At 35.3% G+C, this 19,982-nt stretch carries 20 protein-coding genes and 2 other annotated features; of the genes, 13 read left to right on the top strand and 7 right to left on the bottom strand.

Annotated elements, in window-relative coordinates; all coding sequences use genetic code 11:
• Positions 1-237 precede the first annotated feature (237 nt).
• The 7 genes from nfsA to ACTQ5K_RS15075 all read left to right on the top strand — a co-directional run bounded on the left by nfsA (position 238) and on the right by ACTQ5K_RS15075 (position 7,139).
• Positions 238-993, top strand: coding sequence for an oxygen-insensitive NADPH nitroreductase (gene nfsA, locus ACTQ5K_RS15105; protein WP_031535770.1), 756 nt, complete (start codon positions 238-240; stop codon positions 991-993).
• 259 nt (positions 994-1,252) lie between these two features.
• Positions 1,253-3,148 (top strand): PrkA family serine protein kinase, encoded by a 1,896-nt coding sequence (locus ACTQ5K_RS15100; RefSeq protein ID WP_031535769.1) that lies wholly within the window; start codon positions 1,253-1,255, stop codon positions 3,146-3,148.
• A 277-nt stretch (positions 3,149-3,425) separates the two neighbouring features.
• Complete coding sequence (gene yhbH / locus ACTQ5K_RS15095; RefSeq protein ID WP_031535768.1) at positions 3,426-4,601, top strand: sporulation protein YhbH; 1,176 nt, start codon at positions 3,426-3,428, stop codon at positions 4,599-4,601.
• Positions 4,602-4,818: 217 nt separating this feature from the next.
• A complete protein-coding gene (locus ACTQ5K_RS15090) occupies positions 4,819-5,307 on the top strand; it encodes a CBO0543 family protein (RefSeq protein ID WP_031535767.1) in 489 nt (162 codons plus the stop codon).
• A 221-nt stretch (positions 5,308-5,528) separates the two neighbouring features.
• Positions 5,529-5,705, top strand: a complete 177-nt coding sequence (locus ACTQ5K_RS15085; protein WP_155986735.1) for a hypothetical protein — start codon at positions 5,529-5,531, stop codon at positions 5,703-5,705.
• A gap of 45 nt (positions 5,706-5,750) precedes the next feature.
• On the top strand, positions 5,751-6,143 hold the full coding sequence (locus tag ACTQ5K_RS15080) for a DUF454 family protein (protein ID WP_031535765.1): 393 nt from the start codon (positions 5,751-5,753) through the stop codon (positions 6,141-6,143).
• A gap of 99 nt (positions 6,144-6,242) precedes the next feature.
• Positions 6,243-7,139, top strand: coding sequence for a phosphotransferase (locus tag ACTQ5K_RS15075; protein ID WP_031535763.1), 897 nt, complete (start codon positions 6,243-6,245; stop codon positions 7,137-7,139).
• 98 nt (positions 7,140-7,237) lie between these two features.
• On the opposite strand, the gene ACTQ5K_RS15070 is transcribed toward ACTQ5K_RS15075, so the two are convergent.
• Complete coding sequence (locus tag ACTQ5K_RS15070; protein WP_031535761.1) at positions 7,238-8,218, bottom strand: aldo/keto reductase; 981 nt, start codon at positions 8,216-8,218, stop codon at positions 7,238-7,240.
• 745 nt (positions 8,219-8,963) lie between these two features.
• Between ACTQ5K_RS15070 and ACTQ5K_RS15065 the strand changes: the two genes are divergently transcribed.
• Positions 8,964-9,878 carry a class I SAM-dependent methyltransferase gene (locus tag ACTQ5K_RS15065; RefSeq protein WP_031535759.1) on the top strand — a complete coding sequence of 305 codons (915 nt, stop codon included), beginning with the start codon at positions 8,964-8,966 and terminating at the stop codon, positions 9,876-9,878.
• Between the two features lie 188 nt (positions 9,879-10,066).
• Entirely contained in the window at positions 10,067-10,771 is a 705-nt protein-coding gene (locus ACTQ5K_RS15060; RefSeq protein WP_031535757.1) for an FAD-dependent oxidoreductase, read from the top strand.
• Positions 10,772-11,008: 237 nt separating this feature from the next.
• Here ACTQ5K_RS15060 and ACTQ5K_RS15055 read toward each other — a convergent pair whose 3' ends face one another.
• The 3 genes from ACTQ5K_RS15055 to ACTQ5K_RS15045 form a co-directional block, all read right to left on the bottom strand.
• Positions 11,009-11,608, bottom strand: a complete 600-nt coding sequence (locus ACTQ5K_RS15055) for a response regulator (protein WP_441131364.1) — start codon at positions 11,606-11,608, stop codon at positions 11,009-11,011.
• A complete protein-coding gene (locus tag ACTQ5K_RS15050; RefSeq protein WP_031535753.1) occupies positions 11,605-12,738 on the bottom strand; it encodes a sensor histidine kinase in 1,134 nt (377 codons plus the stop codon). Before ACTQ5K_RS15050 ends, ACTQ5K_RS15055 begins: the two co-directional genes overlap by 4 nt.
• Positions 12,739-12,897: 159 nt before the next feature.
• A complete protein-coding gene (locus ACTQ5K_RS15045; protein WP_441994038.1) occupies positions 12,898-13,929 on the bottom strand; it encodes a fatty acid desaturase in 1,032 nt (343 codons plus the stop codon).
• A gap of 230 nt (positions 13,930-14,159) precedes the next feature.
• Positions 14,160-14,392: a binding site (T-box leader), on the top strand.
• 35 nt (positions 14,393-14,427) lie between these two features.
• Positions 14,428-14,655 (top strand) — a binding site (T-box leader).
• Positions 14,656-14,699: 44 nt separating this feature from the next.
• On the opposite strand from ACTQ5K_RS15045, the gene thrS reads away from it, so the two are divergent.
• Positions 14,700-16,619, top strand: a complete 1,920-nt coding sequence (gene thrS / locus ACTQ5K_RS15040; protein WP_441994037.1) for a threonine--tRNA ligase — start codon at positions 14,700-14,702, stop codon at positions 16,617-16,619.
• Positions 16,620-16,670: 51 nt separating this feature from the next.
• Here thrS and ACTQ5K_RS15035 read toward each other — a convergent pair whose 3' ends face one another.
• The gene (locus ACTQ5K_RS15035) at positions 16,671-17,093 is read right to left on the bottom strand and encodes a DUF4395 domain-containing protein (protein WP_441994036.1); all 423 of its coding nucleotides are present in this window, start codon (positions 17,091-17,093) and stop codon (positions 16,671-16,673) included.
• A 93-nt stretch (positions 17,094-17,186) separates the two neighbouring features.
• Positions 17,187-17,576 carry a helix-turn-helix domain-containing protein gene (locus tag ACTQ5K_RS15030; RefSeq protein WP_441994035.1) on the bottom strand — a complete coding sequence of 130 codons (390 nt, stop codon included), beginning with the start codon at positions 17,574-17,576 and terminating at the stop codon, positions 17,187-17,189.
• A 167-nt stretch (positions 17,577-17,743) separates the two neighbouring features.
• On the opposite strand from ACTQ5K_RS15030, the gene ACTQ5K_RS15025 reads away from it, so the two are divergent.
• The 3 genes from ACTQ5K_RS15025 to proC all read left to right on the top strand — a co-directional run bounded on the left by ACTQ5K_RS15025 (position 17,744) and on the right by proC (position 19,216).
• Entirely contained in the window at positions 17,744-17,950 is a 207-nt protein-coding gene (locus tag ACTQ5K_RS15025; RefSeq protein ID WP_031535746.1) for a helix-turn-helix transcriptional regulator, read from the top strand.
• A 46-nt stretch (positions 17,951-17,996) separates the two neighbouring features.
• Positions 17,997-18,314 (top strand): hypothetical protein, encoded by a 318-nt coding sequence (locus tag ACTQ5K_RS15020; protein WP_031535744.1) that lies wholly within the window; start codon positions 17,997-17,999, stop codon positions 18,312-18,314.
• 92 nt (positions 18,315-18,406) lie between these two features.
• Complete coding sequence (proC, locus tag ACTQ5K_RS15015) at positions 18,407-19,216, top strand: pyrroline-5-carboxylate reductase (protein ID WP_031535740.1); 810 nt, start codon at positions 18,407-18,409, stop codon at positions 19,214-19,216.
• Between the two features lie 78 nt (positions 19,217-19,294).
• On the opposite strand, the gene ACTQ5K_RS15010 is transcribed toward proC, so the two are convergent.
• The gene (locus ACTQ5K_RS15010) at positions 19,295-19,864 is read right to left on the bottom strand and encodes a YitT family protein (protein ID WP_231512507.1); all 570 of its coding nucleotides are present in this window, start codon (positions 19,862-19,864) and stop codon (positions 19,295-19,297) included.
• Positions 19,865-19,982 lie beyond the last annotated feature (118 nt).

The raw sequence follows: 19,982 nt of genomic DNA, 5'->3' as shown, positions 1-19,982 counted from the left end.
GTGCTATCCTATTATTGTTTGTATTTGATGGTCCAATAGTAAGTAGGTATATATTAATTTGTCATAGCTTTCTTCAATCCTTTATGGAGTGGAGGGGTAATAAAAAGTCAAAAGAAGCTATTATCTATTTAGCAAATGGGCTAATTCTTTTTATCATGACTAATATTGGTATATTATTAGGCTATAGTCATTATCAGTAATGGTTGGAGACAATAAGAAAATTAAGGAGAGAATTCCATGAATCAAACAATCGAAACAATCCTAAATCATCGATCTGTAAGAAAATTTACAGATAAGGAGTTAACGCAAGAACAAATTCGTCTTCTTGTGGAAGCGGCCCAAAGTGCTTCTACTTCTAGCTTTGTACAAGCATATAGTATTATTGGCGTAAAAGATAAGGAAAAAAAGAAAAAATTAGCAGAATTAGCAGGGAATCAGCAATATGTGGAAAACAATGGACATCTGTTTGTTTTCTGTGCAGATTTATATCGGCACACTGTTGCTTCAGAAATGGAAGGGAAAAAGGAATCAGCACAGGATTCTATTGAGAGCACGGAAAAATTTATGGTTAGTCTGATTGATGTAGCTTTAGCATCGCAAAACATGGCAATTGCTGCTGAGTCATTAGGACTGGGTATTTGTTACATAGGCGGAATTCGCAATAATTTAGTTGGTGTGAGTCAATTATTAAAAACTCCAGATCATGTTTTACCAGTGTTTGCTTTAGTCGTAGGTTATCCAGACCAACAAACAGAGAAAAAACCACGAGCTCCTTTTCAGCATATATATCACGAAAATGAATATGAGCAAGATGTAGAAAAATATAAACAAGAGCTACAGGAATATAATAACGAAATCACTGCTTATTATCAGGAAAGAACAAATGGGAAGAGAACAGATACATGGACAGCTCAGATGGCTGCTAATTTTGAGCAAAAATCACGTATGTATATGAAAGAGTTTGTTCACGAAAAGAAACTTGATTTGAAATAATGAAAGACAGATTAAGTAATATATTTAAAAAAACAGTATCTAAGTGAAATAGATGCTGTTTTTTTATGCAAATAAAAAAGAAAATATTTCCTATTAAATAATAATTGTTATTCTATAGCGGTACTCCGTGTTAAAGATACAGTTTTCCCTTTATGGTTTAGGGTCTTTTAAAAAACTATTCTTTCTTTTAAGCATGTTCGCATTCGCTGGTGCATAGATTATATTAATCGTCTCTGATAATGTGACAGGGGAGGTCCATATGAATATATTAAAGAAAATCGAGATGTATAGACAAGAAGAAGAGTTGTTGAAGTGGGAAGGGACTTTTGGAGAGTACTTAGAAATCTTGAAGGAAAAGCCATGGGTAGGTCAGTCCGCGCATTCTAGAGTATATAACATGATTAAAGATGCTGGCATTGATGAAGTAAATGGGAAAAAGCAATACAAATTTTTCTCTGATCAGCTCTTTGGATTAGAAGAGCCATTAGAAAAGCTAGTAGAGGAATATTTCCATCCAGCTGCCAAACGTTTAGATGTAAGAAAACGTATTTTATTATTAATGGGTCCAGTCAGCGGTGGTAAATCCACTTTGGTAACGATGCTGAAAAGAGGATTAGAAGCATATACCTACACAGACCGTGGAGCTGTATATGCGATCAAAGGTTGCCCAATGCATGAGGATCCGCTTCATATGATTCCACATAGTCTAAGAAACGATTTCTTTGATGAATATGGGATTCGTATTGAAGGCAATTTATCTCCACTTAATATGATGAGACTGCAAGAAGAATATAATGGAAGAATTGAAGATGTGATGGTGGAAAGAGTATTTTTCTCAGAAGATAAACGAACTGGGATTGGAACCTTTAGTCCATCTGATCCGAAATCACAGGATATTGCAGATTTAACAGGAAGCATTGATTTCTCTACCATTGCGGAATATGGATCAGAGTCTGATCCACGTGCCTATCGTTTTGATGGAGAGCTAAATAAAGCGAACCGAGGCATGATGGAGTTTCAAGAAATGCTAAAATGTGATGAGAAGTTCTTATGGCATTTATTATCATTAACACAAGAAGGAAACTTTAAGGCAGGTCGATTTGCTCTTATCTCTGCAGATGAGTTAATTGTCGCTCATACGAATGAAACAGAGTATCGCTCCTTTATTTCCAATAAAAAGAACGAAGCATTGCATTCCCGTATTATTGTTATGCCTGTTCCATATAATTTAAAAGCGTCAGAAGAGGAAAGAATCTATGAAAAAATGATACGAGAAAGCGATGTAGCGAATGTGCATATTGCGCCACACACGTTGAAAATTGCCGCTATTTTTACCATTCTAACTAGATTGAAAGAACCGAAAAAAGGGGATATTGATTTAGTAAAGAAAATGCGCTTATACGATGGTGAGAATGTGGAAGGCTTCGGTTCAGCTGACCTAAAAGAATTACAAAACGAATATGGCGATGAAGGAATGAGTGGTATTGATCCGCGTTATGTAATCAACCGGATATCCTCTACGATTATTCGCAAGGATGTAACAAGTATCAACGCACTTGATGTGCTTTTATCTATAAAAGAAGGATTGGATCAGCATTCTTCTATTACGAATGAATTAAAAGAAAAATACTTAAATTGCATTTCCTTAGCGCGTAAAGAATACGATGAAATTGCCAAAAAAGAAGTACAAAAGGCATTTGTTTATTCTTATGAAGAGTCTGCTAAAACGTTAATGGATAATTATTTAGACAATGTAGAAGCGTACTGCAATAAAAACAAGCTGCGTGATCCATTAACTGGTGATGCGATTAATCCAGATGAAAAACTAATGCGTTCTATTGAAGAACAAATTGGTATTTCAGAAAATGCGAAGAAGTCATTCCGTGAAGAAATTTTAATTCGTATTTCTGCATATGCAAGAAAAGGAAAACGATTTGATTATAACTCTCACGATCGCTTACGTGAAGCAATCCAGAAGAAGTTATTTGCAGATTTAAAAGATGTTGTTAAAATCACTACTTCAACGAAAACTCCAGATGAGCAGCAATTGAAGAAAGTCAATGAGGTGGTTGCACGTTTAATTGATGAACATGGCTATAATTCCACATCTGCCAACGAGTTATTACGTTATGTAGGCAGCTTATTGAATCGTTAAATAAATTGGTCAAAGGGAGGAACAGGCTAAATGGCGTCTGTTCCTCTTTTGCCTAATAGGAAAGTTTGGGGAGAATAATGTGCCATGAAATAGGAACACATGAAACGACGCTATTTCTAAAAAAAGTAAAATTATCGAAATTATTAGTAAATTATTTCGTCCATCTGCATATGATAGAGTAACCACTTTATTAAGATATAGTGATACCCAAATTAGTGTATGCGAAAATCACTTGATTCGTGCAAAAAAAGTATAAAAAATTTTTAGGAGGGGTAAGATGACGGAAAAACCAAATAAACATCAGTTTGTAATATCCCAAGAAAATTGGTCCCTCCATCGCAAAGGCCATGATGATCAGCAACGTCATCAGGAAAAAGTGCAGGAGGCCATTAAAAATAACCTACCTGATTTAATTACAGAAGAAAACATCGTCATGTCAAATGGTAGAGAAGTTGTGAAAATTCCGATTCGTTCGTTGGACGAATACAAAATTCGATATAATTATGACAAAAACAAACATGTAGGGCAAGGAAATGGAGATAGTCAGGTTGGCGATGTGGTCGCACGCGATGGATCTGGAAATCAAAAGGGCCCAGGAAAAGGGCAAGGAGCAGGAGATCAGGCAGGAGAAGATTACTTTGAGGCAGAAGTATCTTTAATGGAATTAGAGGAAGCCTTATTCAAGCAATTAGAATTGCCGAATTTAAAACGAAAAGAGCAAGATCAAATTGTCGTGGAGAATATTGAATTTAATGATATTAGAAAAGTAGGATTAATGGGTAATATTGATAAGAAAAAAACAATGATATCTGCATTTAAGCGTAACGCGATGTCTGGAGCACCAGCCTTTCACCCCATTTATCCAGAGGATTTAAAATTTAAAACCTGGAATGATGTGCAAAAGCCAGAATCAAAGGCAGTCGTTCTTGCGATGATGGATACAAGCGGTTCGATGGGCTTATGGGAAAAGTATATGGCTAGAAGCTTTTTCTTCTGGATGACAAGATTTCTTCGTACCAAATATGAAACAGTAGAAATTGAATTCATTGCCCATCATACAGAAGCAAAAGTCGTTTCGGAAGAGGATTTCTTTTCAAAAGGAGAAAGTGGAGGCACCATTTGTTCCTCTGTATATAGAAAGGCATTAGAGTTGATTGATGATAAATACGATCCAGGTCGATTCAATATTTATCCATTTCATTTCTCAGATGGAGACAATTTAACGTCAGATAATGCTAGATGTGTAAAATTAGTAGAAGAGCTGATGGAAGTTTCCAATATGTTTGGATATGGGGAAGTCAATCAATACAACCGGCACAGTACGCTTATGTCCGCTTACAAAAACATTCAAGATGAAAAGTTCCGTTACTACTTATTAAGACAAAAAGCAGATGTATTTAATGCGATGACAAGTTTCTTCCGAAAAGAGGAAGAAGGACAGATGTATGCATAAAGAAAATGTAGCACAACTCATTATATGGGTTGTGTTTTTTGTGGGAAGGGACAAGTAGTATTCTCTGTCCCTGTTAAATAAGGGTAAATAAACAAAATCTAAATTTACCACCTTTTAAAACTTAGTGTGCCATATTCTTATGTAACTAATACAGATAATCAATAGCAAGGAATAAACTGCTTAAGGAAGCACATATTAATGCAGAGGCGGTTATTTAATGGAGAAAAATAAAATGGAGAAGCGATTTTTAAAGGGATTATTAATCCTAAATTTACTGATCCTGCTGCCAATTTTATATAGAAAACCCCCTATTAGGGATTGGATTATTGTTTTTGTGTATAATGGTATTACAAATGGGATAGTTGATATGATCTTAACATCTCATAAAGTAATTAGATATCCAGTTCGTTTTCTGCCCAAGAAATTTAGAATACATATATTATTTGACTTCTTAATTTATCCTACATTTACCGTTTTCTACAACCAATTAACGAAGAGAGATAAACCTTTTGCTGTTTTCTATAAATTGATTTTATTTACCATTCCCTTTTATTTTATTGAATTATGGGCTGAAAGAAAAACAAAGCTAATTGAATGGAAAAAAGGGTGGAGATGGTACTATAGCTTTTTAAGTATTATCCTGAAATCTTTATTAACTAGATTAGTTATAGAGACTCTAAGGAAACTGAATTTTTTAACTAAATAATTCAGTTTCCTTCTTAATATGTTTATGAACCTAATCACAGGGGGAAAATGGTGATGTATATTCATTCTTTCTGCCCTAATTTAAAAGAATACATAGTTATTTCCTTTTTTTTATTGTAAAATAGCGAAGTAGAATAGTGTAACACAGATTGTTTCATTCATAAATAGTAAATACTTATTGACGTGAATAGGATAGAATGTTGATCCAAGAAAGGAAAGCAAATGACGAAAATCGTAAATATCATTCTTTTACTTAATGTTATCGGAATAGTTCTATATGCAGCTGGAATCCTTAATACGGATATTTTCAGGGTGGAGTTTTTATCCTCTGGTGTTATTATGCTTCTTTTTGGTCTAAGAGATGTTGTTGTTAGAGGTGCGAAAAGAAAAAGACGATAGTGGATATGTAACTCTTCTTAAAAACGGTAGAAAGGGGAGCGAAAGATGAAGCCTATTTATCGATGGATCTATATATTTTTAGGGACACTCTTTTTAGTTTTAGGGATTATTGGCGTGTTTTTACCTTTGTTGCCAACTACCCCTTTTTTATTATTAACCTCCTTTTTTTACACAAGAGGTTCTGAGCGTATCAATAAATGGTTTCGTTCGACAACTTTCTATCATGAGTATGTCAAAGGATTTCGCAAAGGAGAGTTAACGAAAAAGCAAAAGATAAAAATCATCATTACTTGTTATATTTGCTTAGCCATTAGTGCTGTCCTTGTTGATCATCCATTTACTAGGATTATCTTGGGATGTATTGCGGTTGCCCAAGCAATATCGATGTTTATTATAAAGACAAAAAGAGAGAATCCAGAAATCACCATAAAAAAATAAGCATAACCCAGTGGATAGACCTTTTTGGTAGATCCTTTTTTTATCTTTTTAAAATGTGCTTTTTAGTAGTAAAAAAATGATTAGAGAGGAGGTGGTCTAATGCCAAATATATGGGATCCAGAATATACGATAACAAGGGAACTAGCTTCTCATTTAATTGAGACTCAGTTTTCAATTAGTGTTCATTCTATTATAGAAATAGGAGAGGGATTTGATAATACTATATTTCTCGTCAATAATCGTTATACGTTTCGATTTCCAAGAAGAGAAATTGCGGTTAAGCTATTACGAAGCGAATGGGCATTGTTACGAATAATTGCTGGTAAACTACCACTTCCAATTCCAAAGCCGATTTATTTAGGTACAGAAACTCAGGATTTTTCACTAGTTTTCATAGGGTATGAGCATTTACCAGGAAATACTCCACAAGATGTAACGAATGAAGAAAGAATGCAAATGGTAAAACCATTAGCACTTTTCTTAAATAAATTACATTCTTTTTCAACAGAGCAATTCAAGAATGTCCCATATGATGAGTTCGATCGACTTCATATCGATAAAAGAAAATCCCACTTAATCGATTCAATGAAGAAGTTGCTGATACATGAAAATATACCTTTATTCCAATTAGCTGAGGACTATGCAAAAAATATAACACATATAGCCGTTCCGACTGTTCATGTCCTTACACACGGTGATCTGCATATTCGTAATATGCTTGTTAATGAAGATAAAGAACTTGTGGGAATTATTGATTGGGGAGATACACATATTGGTCATCCTGCTGTTGATCTATCGATTGCTTACAGTCTGTTTCCTATTGAAGGTAGAAAGCAATTTTTCTCTATTTATGGGGAAGTTGATGAGGATATGTTAAAACTCGCTCAATTTAAAGCAATATTTACGATAATTTCCTTGCTTGCTTACAGTATAGACAAGAAGGATAAGAGTCTTTATCAAGAAGGGAAAATCAGTTTAGCTCTGGCTTTGTCATGAGAATGAATCGTTATGGATTTATTGGATGAAAACATGAGTAGCTGAATATAAAATAACCGGACGGTCCATAATTGTTTACGCCCGGTTATTATTATTAATTACTTAAATCCCAGCACTGGATGGGGAATATATGGCTCTTCTAAGTTAGCAATCTCTTCTTGTGTCAATTCTAATGAAAGAGCAGCAACTGCATCTTCAAGATGGTGGAGCTTAGTTGCGCCAATAATAGGTGCAGTAACAGTCTCCTTTTGTAATACCCAAGCTAGTGCAACTTGCGCGCGAGGTACGCCGCGTTTTTCTGCTATTGCTTTTACTCGTTCTACTACTTGACGGTCCGCTTCTTCAGTGTGGGAGTATAACGTTTTTCCGAATTCATCGGTTTCTTTACGAGTACTTGTTTCTTCCCAATCTCTAGTTAAACGGCCGCGTGCCATTGGACTCCAAGGAATGACCCCAATCCCTTCTTCTTTACAAAGGGGCAGCATTTCTCGTTCTTCCTCGCGATAGAGCAGGTTTAAATAATTTTGCATCGATACGAAACGAGTCCATCCATTCTTTTCCGCTATATGATTTGCTTTTAAAAATTGCCATGCATACATAGAGGAAGCACCAATATAGCGGGCCTTCCCAGCTTTGACTACATCATGCAATGCTTCCATTGTTTCTTCAATTGGAGTTTCATAATCCCATCTATGTATTTGATAGAGATCGACATAATCGGTACCAAGCCTTTTTAAACTATTGTCGATCTCACTCATAATTGCTTTTCGGGAAAGGCCAGCACCATTAGCGCCTTGACGCATTCTGCCATGTACCTTTGTAGCAAGAACGACATCATCACGATTCGTAAAATCACGCAATGCACGTCCAACAATTTCTTCACTTGACCCATCAGAGTAGACGTTTGCAGTATCAAAAAAATTAATGCCAAGCTCCAATGCTTTTTTGATAAATGGACGACTTTCGTTTTCTGTTAATGTCCAAGCATGACCACCACGATTGGGTTCTCCATAACTCATACAACCAAGACAAAGACGGGAGACTTCTAAACCAGTAGAACCTAATTTAATATAATCCATTTACTACTCCTCCTTTTGGTTTTATTATAAAGAGTGGTTATTAATTAAGCGAGGGATATGGATTCTGTCTGTTAAGATTTACCTAATTGGAAGAGCAAATATTATTGTTCATTTTTGGAAAAGTAAATATTTGGTAATATTAAGTAGAGTGAAAAGTGATTAGATAATATGAAAAACATTTGTTTTACCAAATTTAAACTTATCATGTGGTTTAATAATGAATAGTATTATTGAATAGAAGGTTAAGGATGTGAATGAATGATAGAGTTTTTTGCTATTTTTGGATTTTATTTATTACCAGTTTATTGCATTATTTTCTGTTTAAATCTTGTTTCACTACTAAAGAAAATACAGGAGGAAGATAATATAACCAAAAATACAATATGGTTTACCGCTTCTTTTGTATTCATCATAATGACCATTGCCTCACTGATTGCACTTTAATAAAATTATTGGATGGAAACAATGGTGGAAAAAATCAATACTACTGATAAGGCTTTCAGTCGTTTGTTTAAAGAGAAAGTCATCTGAGGAGAGCTGGGGTTCGATTTAAGAGCTAACGCTTATTTTACTAGTTCTTTGCTTGGGTAGCTTTAAAGGTAGTTTAGTAGAAAATTAGCAGAAAAAAAGAGTTGAAATATTTGACAAAAAAATCAATTTGTGCTATAATTCACAATAATAAATATTGCTGATATAATAAGATTCTCCTGGCCAGGGGAATCTTTTTTTTATTGGAGTGGTAACAATGAAGAATGATGAATTCAGTTTAACTTCTTTAGTTTCTGCATTTAGTCGAGCATATCATGTGAAAGAGGATAATCCGATTATATTCCATGATTATATAGCACAAGATTTCTTATCATCAGCAGAATATCAATCCATTTCAGAAAATATGTCCAACGGCATTCCTTATTTTAGTGCAGAAATGGCTGAAAAATTAAAAGGGAATCATGAAGCAATATTAAAGTGGGTAACACAAATTCAACTAGCACCAACACCACTTGCGAGAGCTGCATACGCAGAAAATGTTGTATTGAACGAATGCCAACTTGGGGTTGAGCAATACGTCATTCTGGGTGCAGGTTTAGATACTTTTGCTTGGCGTTACGATTCATTACCAAATGTTACTGTATATGAAATTGACCACCAATCAACTCAAAATTTTAAAAAAGAGCGCTTAGATCAAGCAGGCTATGAAATACCTTCCCGTTTAAAATTTGTAGCGATGGACTTCACGAAGGAGCTTTCGTTAGAAAAACTAGTCGCTGCAGGATTTGACTTTTCTAAGAAAACAGTTTTTAGTTTGCTTGGGGTGTCTTACTATTTAACAAAAGAGATGCTTCAGGAATTGATGCATGCCTTCTTTAAAGACCTTCCAAGAGGGAGCTCTATTATTTTTGATTTTGCCGATAAAAGTTTATTTACGGAACCTGGCATTTTCAATCGTGTACAAAATATGGTGCAGATGGCTCGAGCTGCTGGAGAACCAATGAAATTTGCATCCTCCCTTTCAGAATTAGAAAAATTACTTGCTAATGAACAATTATTAATTTATGAGCATTTATCACCACAAGATATTCAAAATCAGTATTTTTCTAATCGAAATGATAATCTACAAGCATTCGAAACCGTTCACTATGTACATGCAGTGAAGAATTAATATTATTCCTAATTGTTCCAATCCTTACCTGTTAAGATTTATTAAATACAGGTAAGGATTTTTGCATCTAGAGAAATAAATTACTTTATAAAGTTTTCTGAAATTATTAATCTTTTTAATTGAGAATAATTATCATTTGTTGTATAGTAGATAATACAATACTAATAATGGAGCAAGGAGAATATATAATGCAAATATACTGGACGAAAATAAATAAGATTATTGAGGAAACACCTGAGGTAAAAACTTACTTGCTCGACTGTCCAAAAGACTTTACATGGGAGGAAGGGTCCTATACTCATTTTGCACTAAAAGGTTTTAATGCCGGAGACAAACCAAACCGCAGCCTTGTTCGCCATATGTCAATCTCTTCTTTACCGGATGAAGATGCAATTGGTATTACAACGCGTATTAAAGAGCAGTGCTCTGAGTTCAAATCGATTTTAAGAAATCTTGAAGTTGGCAATGAAGTGGCAATATTTAAAACGCAATCAAATATACCGCTTAAAAGAGAAAGCAAAAATGTCTACTTGTTATCATCAGGTGTAGGTCTGGCTACTTTCAGATCACTTGTACTTGAATATCTCAAGCGTGCTGACAACATCAATCAAATTCATTCCTTGAACATCGATTCATCAAAAGCTTTCTTATTCACTGATATTTTTAAATCTGCACCTGAAAAGAACTTCAGCGCTCAGTTCGTCGATAATCGTAAGGACTATTATGAAGAAGTGAAAAATCTTGCTGCAGACAAGGATGGACACTTCTATATTGTTGGAAGTGATGACTTCATTGTACAGAATATTGAAGTACTACGTGAGCAGGGAATAACGCCTGAACAGATTATGCTTGATAAGCGTGAAAATGAACTGTCTAAGTTTTTAATCAATTAAATTTAGAGTTCGCTATCTTTACCATTATTTAAGATTGCGAAAAACATGAACAAAAAAGAGGCTGGGATATCAGCATTTTAACTGAAATAAACACGAACTATTATGCGGTTACCTCATTTAATCTGGGGAACTAGACTTTTTCAGTGGCCTAAACGTAGTGACGAGGGAGGCTAAGCTTCCTCCCCGGCGCATCGTGCGTCTGTAGCGCAATGAAACGACTTAGTTCCCAGTCCTATTCTATTTAAACCATCCTTTTTCCTTAAATCTGGTGATGGCTTCTATTCGGTTTTTTACTTCAAGTTTGTCTAATATCATACTGATATAGTTTCGCACGGTTCCTGTTTTAATAGATAGTTCTTGAGCGATTTCTTTTGTATTTTTGCCATTCGCAACTAGCATAAGAACCTCTTTTTCCCGTTCGGTAAGGGGATTTTCTTCTTTGTAAACATCATCGACTAATTCTGGAGCGTAAATTCTTCTTCCCTCCATCACACTGCGGATGCTATTTGCTAAATCGTCGCTTGGACTGTCCTTGAGCAAATAAGCTGATACACCAGCTTTTAATGCACGCTGAAAATAACCAGTTCTAGCAAAGGTAGTTAATATAATGACTTTGCATGGGTGGCTCATAAGTTCTTCAGCTGCTTCTAATCCAGTTTTAGCAGGCATCTCTATATCCATTACACAAATATCAGGATTTTTTTCTTTGACTAGCTGAATGGCTTCTTCCCCATTGTTTGCTTTGCCGACAACCGTGATATCCTCTTCTAAATCAAGCAATGATCCCAGTGCACCTAAAAGAAGGCGTTGATCTTCGGCAATAACAATCCGGATCATAATAACTCCTCCCTTTCTATTATTTTTCCATCCCGCGGAACGGCTATTGTTACTATCGTTCCCGCTTTCGAGGTAATCTCTATCGTACCGTTGATAAAATCCAATCTTTCTCTCATGCCTGCTAGTCCGTTACCATTGTGAGCATCTTCTTCCTTAAAAGGAGTGGTTCCATTATCCTTGATTTCCATAATTGTTTCTTTATTATTTTGGTGGATGCTTATAGAGCAAGCTGTTGCATGGCTATGTCGAACAACATTTGTAACAGCTTCTTTTAAGCACATGCTTATAATATTTTCGGCAATGGATGATATTCTTAGATTGGAAGCTATATCGCACGTCAGGTTAATTTCAGCTGCTTCTACTATTTTTTTTACAAGAAGGAGCTCGTCTTTTAATTTTATGCCACGCATTTCAGAGACCATTTTTCGGACTTCGTTTAGCGCTGATCTTGAAGTATGCTGAATATCTTTCAGTTCTAAGCGAGCTTGTTCCGGATCCTTATACACTAGTTTTCTGGCTAAATCACTTTTTAAACCGATCAGGGAAAGCTTTTGGCCAAGTGTATCATGAAGATCTCTGGCAATTCGCTGTCTTTCCTCCAGTTTAACTAAATGAGATATACGCTTATTCGCATCTTCCAATTGTTCCTGCAGCTGATCTTTCTCTTTACGGTTCTGAATATTCAAGGGCAATAAAATTACGCCAAACCAGATAATCAGCACAAAGGGAAGCTGTTTTATCAGCAAAGGATCACCTAGTATAATTTTGAAGTAAATGGCAAATGTAGTAACTGCCAAGTGGATAAAGTAAAGGATGAAAAAGGGAATCCGTTTTTTTATATTGCCGATAAAATAGGAAAGAAAAAAGGAAAAATATACATAGCTGTATGTATAAATGGCAAAGGTGGATATCCCAATTAATAAGGAAGGCCATAAATAGATTGTCCAGCCTTTTGAAAGATAAGCGATTCTATAAAAAAGAAAAAATAAGATGGTCAGGATGATGCCAGAAATCACATCAACTGCTGAAGAAGCATGGAATATAAAGTAAAATGGCAAAATGGTAAGCAATGTCCAAATATAAGGAGATATGCCGGTGCTTTTTTTTAACACTTCTAATCTTTTTATCATCAGATTCTGACCTCGTTTTATTAACTGTTATTTATCCATTTTAACATAAACAAAGCAGCAATTAATGGTATTAATCCCTTCTAATTGCTGCTCAGATAGTTCATAAAGCAAACGAAATATTTCTGTTTTATTCTTCAGACCCGACAGATGAACTTTCTTTTAGGGCATTTCAGATCTTGCGGACATGGAAAGGGATTTCTTCTGCTTTTTCCATTCATAAAAGCTGATAAACTTTTTGTCTTTTTCGTCCCACAGACGGAATTTTAAAGAGCGAAGACTGCTTGCTAGTGTTATGGTTGGAACATTCTGTAGAGGCTCTGTCTGTTTATGGACCTGTTCTAAGTTGTAATTAGGAACCCTTGGACTTAAATGATGCACATGATGGTAGCCAATATTGCCAGTCAGCCATTGCATCCATTTTGGAAGGTGGTAGAAAGAGCTTCCTTCTACGGCAGCCTTTACATAATCCCAATTTTTATCTTCTTCAAAGTAAGTGTCTTCAAAAGTATGCTGCACATAAAACAGCCAAACTCCAACTGAACCGGATATTAGAAAGATTGGTAGCTGTACAAGCAAGAAAGAAGACCACCCAAGCGTACTTCCAAGAAGCACAGCTAACAACACAATCGAAATATTCGTTATATACGTATTTAGTCTTTCCTTCGTTCTAGCCCCTTTACGGTTGAATCGATTTGCTAAAAGAAATTCATAAATAGGCCCTAATATAAACATAATGAACGGATTGCGGTACAAGCGATATTTGATTTTTAGCAACAAAGAGGCATTTTCATACTCTTCTATTGTCATCATCCATAAATCGCCGACTCCTCGTTTATCCAGGTTACTGCTTGTTGCATGATGAATAGAGTGGCTATGCTGCCATTTACTATAAGGGAATAATGTTAAGATTCCCGTAATAGTCCCTAAAATCTTATTTGCTTTACGGTTCTTAAAGAAAGAAAAGTGACAGCAGTCATGAAAAATGATAAAAATCCTAACTAAAAATCCTGCTACTGCTATCGCGATTGCAAAGGTTAAAATATAAGAAATACTTAAGCTTTTGTATGCTGCAACCCATAGTATGACAAAGGGCAGAATAGTATTTACGAGCTGCCAGACACTTATCTTTACAGTGGATTTCTCAAAGGGTGCTACAGCAGTTCTCAATTGTTTTAAGTTTTTTATATTCATTTTTAGCTTCCCTTCTCTTAATGGATATCTATAGTATAAATATAAGCCAAACATATTGGCAGACATACATGTCATGTTCACTATATGACATTTGTCATATAGTTTTTTTCGCTGAAAAGGTTCTGTTAATAAAGGAAAAACATACTAAATATTTTCTTAGGTGAATAATTTTAATGAAATAATGGTTGCAAATATTTCCATTCTATAATAGAATGTTAAAAAATTGATTATTAAAAGCTTTGATAAGGACATGGGCTACTATTTCGGTTTCCAGAGAGGGAAGAATTGCTGAAAACTTCCTAACGCAGAATAAGTAACTTACCACCTTTGAGCAGCATTGGGGAACCTACTAGTATCCAATGCCGTAGATGCAAGCGATATTGCTCCAAGCCATGAGAAAACCTTTATATGTTTTTTTATGGGAAATTGGGTGGAACCACGGGTAAACGCACTCGTCCCTTCTTTCGGGATCAGTGCGTTTTTTGTTTTCAATTTTATAATAAAGCAATGAAAAGGACATGAATTATTTTTACTGTTATCAGAGAGGGAAGAACAGGTGAGAGCTTCCTAGCAAAGGGAAATAATTTACCACCTTTGAGCTATATTGGTGAACTAGAAGTAGTCAATATCGTTTATGCAACGTTACTGCACCAAGCCATAAGAAAACCACTGTGTTTTTTCATGGGAATTTGGGTGGAACCACGGGTAAAGACACTCGTCCCTTTCTTTAGGGATGAGTGTTTTTTTTATACCCAAAAACAAAAAGAGGAGTGAACAAAATGATTAAGGTAGTATTAGCAGATGGAAATAGCAAGGATTTTCCGAAGGGGAGTACGGTCGCTGAAATTGCTGAGTCTATAAGTGTAAGTTTGAAGAAGAAAGCAGTTGGTGCAAAGATAAATGACGAATGGATTGTAGATAGAAGTCATCGCATAGAGGAAGATGTACATTTGTCTATTATAACAATAGATTCCCGAGAGGGTGTTTCTATTATGCGCCATTCCAGCGCCCATGTAATGGCACAAGCGGTGAAAAGATTGTATCCGAATGTTCAGCTTGCAATCGGACCAGTTGTAGAGGACGGCTTTTATTATGATATGAAGCTTGACCATCGTTTAACGGTCAATGATTTAGAAGCTATTGAAACAGAGATGAAAAAAATTATCAAGGAAAATCTTCCCTTTATTCGAAAAGAGGTATCATATGAGAAAGCAAACGAGCTTTTTCAAGAAAAGGAGGAGAAGTTTAAACTGGAGCTTTTAGAGGCAATACCAAAAAATGAACCGATTTCCCTCTATCAACAAGGAGAGTTTATTGATTTATGCCGTGGCACTCATCTTCCCTCTACAGGTTTTATTAAAGCATTTAAATTAATGCGTGTATCTGGTGCTTACTGGAGAGGGGATAGTGAGAACGAAGTATTGCAGCGAGTATATGGAGTTGCATTTTCGAGTCGGCAGGAATTAGCGGAATACCTAGAGATGATAGAAGAAGCTGCTAAAAGGGATCATCGCAAGCTAGGAAAACAATTGGAGCTGTTTATGTTTTCAGAAGAGGCACCTGGCATGCCGTTTTACTTACCGAAAGGACAAATTATTCGCAATGAATTAGAGCAATTTTCAAGAGATCTTCAAGGAGAGGCTAGTTATGAAGAAGTGAGGACTCCGTTGATGATGAATGAGCGAATGTGGAAGCAATCAGGTCATTGGGATCATTACCATGAAAATATGTATTTTTCCGAAGTAGATGAACAAAAATTTGCATTAAAGCCGATGAATTGTCCGGGGCATATGCTTATATTCAAAAATAGTCTCTATTCTTATCGTGATTTGCCCATTCGATTAGCTGAATTTGGTCAGGTACACCGTCATGAATACAGTGGTGCACTAAACGGGATGCTTCGTGTTCGTACATTTTGCCAAGACGATGCCCATCTGTTTGTAAGAGAAGATCAAATCGAAGAGGAGATAAAAAACATCTTTCAATTAATTGATAAAGTCTATCGTACTTTTGGATTTGCCTATACTGTGGAACTCTCTACTAGACCAGAAGATTCGTTGGAAGGGGATGACATCTGGGAATTGGCAGAAGGTGCATTAAAAAATGTTTTAGAACATCTTGAAATAGAATATATTCTTAATGAAGGAGATGGAGCATTCTACGGTCCGAAAATTGATTTTCATATAAAGGATGCTTTAAAAAGAAGTCATCAATGTGCAACAATTCAGCTTGATTTTCAAATGCCAAAGCTTTTTAACCTAGCTTATATAAATGAGAACAATGAAAAAGTCTGTCCCGTTGTTATTCACCGTGCTATATATGGGTCAATTGATCGATTCTTTGGAATACTCATTGAACATTTTGCAGGTGCCTTTCCTGTTTGGCTTGCCCCCACACAGGTTGAAATTATTCCAGTCTCAACTGTTCACTTAGATTATTGCCTAGAAGTTCAATCTGCTTTAAAGGAAGCGGGGATAAGAGTGAAGATTGAGGACAGCAACGAAAAATTAGGGTATAAAATCAGAGCAGCACAAATGCAAAAGATACCATATATATTAGTACTCGGGGATAAAGAAAAAGAACAAAATAAAGTAAATGTAAGAAAGTATGGAGAAGCGGATTCTGAAGGACTATCTATAGAAACATTCAAACATAGGATAGAAAAGCAAATTAAAGAAAGAAGTCTGTAAAATAGGAAGGGATTCTATTTGAGTTATATGGAATCCCTATGCATTTTCTATTTACAGGCTGCGGTTATATTGATATCTCTTCCAATGAAATCGGATAAAACAACCGATGCAAAATCCGAAGATGGCAACGATAGAAGCGACCCCAACCATAATTGTAAAGATGTAGCCGACAATGGTCCAGTTAAGGAAAAATGAAATAGAACCAACAGCCAAACATACTACAGCAATTATTTGGTTAAATTGTTGTTGATCCCAGTCTTCTTGACGGTATTCCTTCCTTGGCTTTTGGAGAAACAAGCTGGCTAGTTTCATAATGGGATTCCATTGAAATAATAATCCGCAAAATCCTGCTAGAAGAGGAATAAGCAAAATCCAGTATTGCTGCATAAATAAACTAAGTAAAACAGAAAGAAAAATAATCCATTGATTAGTACGAACTAATGGCTGTGGAATTGTTTTCGCTAGAGTAGTCACAAAAACCAACCTTTCTTATGAGAATTATGTATATTATACGCTCTTATAAGTAATTTGTTAAGAATTAAATAAAAACTTGTAAGGTCAATATTCTTACAAGTTTTTATTCTGCTTCTCTTCTTCTAAAAAACTCCATAGTCTATACAGCTGAAGAACCGTTTTTTCTGGGTCAGTTATTAAATGATTATACATAGATGGATATTTCTGTAATTGAGAAAGGAGTAAAGCTTCTTCTATCGTAATTTCCTTTTCTGCCGTTTGATAGGATGCTCTTGCTTCCTTTGTCTCTGAGCGGCCAAGGAGATAATCAATGCTTACATCAAAATAATCAGCAAGTTTTTGTAATGTGTCTGTATCAGGTTTTCGATTACCTGTTTCATACCCTGAGATAGATACCTTTGTCACATTCATTGCATCCCCAAGCGTTTGTTGAGAAATGTTTGCTGACTTACGTAAATACCTCAATCTTTCTGAAAAATTCATCTGAATCAGCTCCTCATTTCGATACCTCTATTATATGTTAACAAATAGCTAACAGTAAATGATGAATATTTGTTAACAAATACGGAATTTTATATTGAAGTAAACTACTGGTTTACGTATAATTTTAATAAAAGGAAAAAAGATGATTGGTAGATGGGGTGTAAAAAATGCATTGGAATACACTGCGTATCATAAGAAAGCAATACGGCTATACCTATCAAATGATGGCTGATAAGCTAGGCATTACAAAGTCATATTATTGGCAAATTGAGAATGGCAAACGAGGATTATCTTATGAACAAGCAGTACAGATATCTAGTATTTTTTCCAAAACACCAGACGAAGTTTTTCTTCCAGATTATATAGTTAAATGATTTTCGCAATAAGAATAGAATTTAATAGGTATGAAGGAGGTTTATAGTGAAGGAGCAAATATACGTAACCGAGGAAAATCTTTTATTAATAAAAGAGGCGTTGGATTTTAGTATAAGAAATGCATCCAAAGGAATTCTATTCATTTTAGAAATGGTAAGCGAGAAAGTAACAACAAGCAACGATTGTACATTAAAGCTAGATGGAATGGAAATGGAAATTATTCTTGTATCATTGATTGAATTTGGGATTAGTTTACTATCATTTCATTCAGAGAAGGGAAATTTATGTATGAAAGAAGCAATTAGAATGGAACAGATCAAGCCGGGGTATCAAAGGAAAAATGGTCCAAAAATTATGTGTTAATTATTCTATTTACTCAATCGATTAGAAGGATTGGTTGATTTTCTTCTCGTACTATGTAAAAGTAAAGAGACTAACGAGAGAGGAAGATCAGAGTGAAAAAAAGAAATGTTGGTTTTATTGGGTGTGGAAAAATGGCCCAGGCGATGGTAAATGGAATGCTTCAATCTTCTTTTGCGAAGAGAGAAGAAATTTTGGCAAGCACAAAGTCGGCAGAGAGCGCACAAAATGTTAAGGAAGCTTTTCAAATAGAAACTACCTTGGATAATAAACAAGTAGCAAGTTATGCGGATGTTCTAATTGTTGCGGTTAAACCACATTTATATGGAGAGGTGTTACAAGAAATCTCCTCTTATGTGAAGGAAGAAACAATCATTGTTACAGTTGCTGCTGGAATTGATATAGCATACATAGAATCTCAAATGTCCAAGCAAATAAAGGTTATTCGCTCTATGCCAAATACTCCTTCCCTTGTAGGAGAAGGGATGACTGTATTTTGTGCAAATGATCGGATGAACGAAAAGGACATTGCTTTTATAAAAGATATGTTTGCATCATTTGGAAAAGTAGAACTGGTAGAAGAAAGTTTAATGGATTCTATTCCAGCCATTAGCGGCTCTTCTCCAGCATATGTGTATATGTTTATTGAAGCATTGGCAGATGGCGGTGTCCGTAGTGGGATTCCAAGAGATAAAGCTTATAAATTGGCTGCCCAATCTGTTTTAGGTGCTGCGAAGATGGTTTTAGAAACAGGCAAGCATCCTGGGGTATTAAAAGATGAAGTATGCACACCTGGTGGAGCAACGATTGAAGCAATCACTACGTTAGAACAGCATCAATTTAGAGGGACAATTTTAGCGGCAATGGAAAGCTGTGACCTGAAAAATAAAAACATGCAAAAATAGCTATGGAATTTATCTGAAAAATTAGTAGGAATAGGGAACGGTGATTCTCCTACTAATTTTTTTTATATCCATTCAAAACTAGATGGAAATCTTCTTTTTTGACAATAATGTCGTAAAGATAGCGACACAGAAAATAGTCATAAAAGAGGCTATAAGTGTAGGAATACCGACAATTTTATAGCCACTTAATAAAACTATACCGTCTATTAAAAAGATGATGATTCCCACATGAATGGATAGGATATTTGCAAGCACTTGGGCAAGAAGGTCTGTTCCCCCGGTGCTTGTCTCAAATCGAAGCATAACCCCAATCCCAACTCCAATAATTACTCCACCGAGAATAGCACTTAATACAAGATTTAGCGAGAAGATTTCTCGTAAAAAAGAAAGTACGTCAATAGAAAAAGAAGAAGTAAGAAATCCGAAAATTCCATAAATGAAATAATCCTTATTATAAAACCAAACAAGTATATACAAGGGTAAACTTAAAATCATCATCGAAAGACCTGTTGGAATGTCATAGTGATAATGAAGGATAAGCCCAATTCCAATAATACCTCCATCTAGAAGATGATGAGGCACTAAAAACCCATTAACCCCAATGCCTATTAGTAAGCTCCCGACAAAAATGGCAGCGATTTTTTCCATCACTAAACATCATCCTAACTTTTCTTGTCCATTTTATTCATATCTATGTGAAAAAGAAGAAAAATAGAAGGGGGTATGTGGAAGGGAAAAATATTTTAATAAGAGAGTCTACTATTAT

Source organism: Niallia sp. Sow4_A1, assembly GCF_052116745.1.
In the GTDB taxonomy this organism is placed as follows: Bacteria; Bacillota; Bacilli; order Bacillales; family Cytobacillaceae; genus Niallia; species Niallia hominis.
The sequence above is the reverse complement of the archived record's forward strand: the minus strand, read 5'-3'. Positions and strand labels throughout refer to the sequence as shown.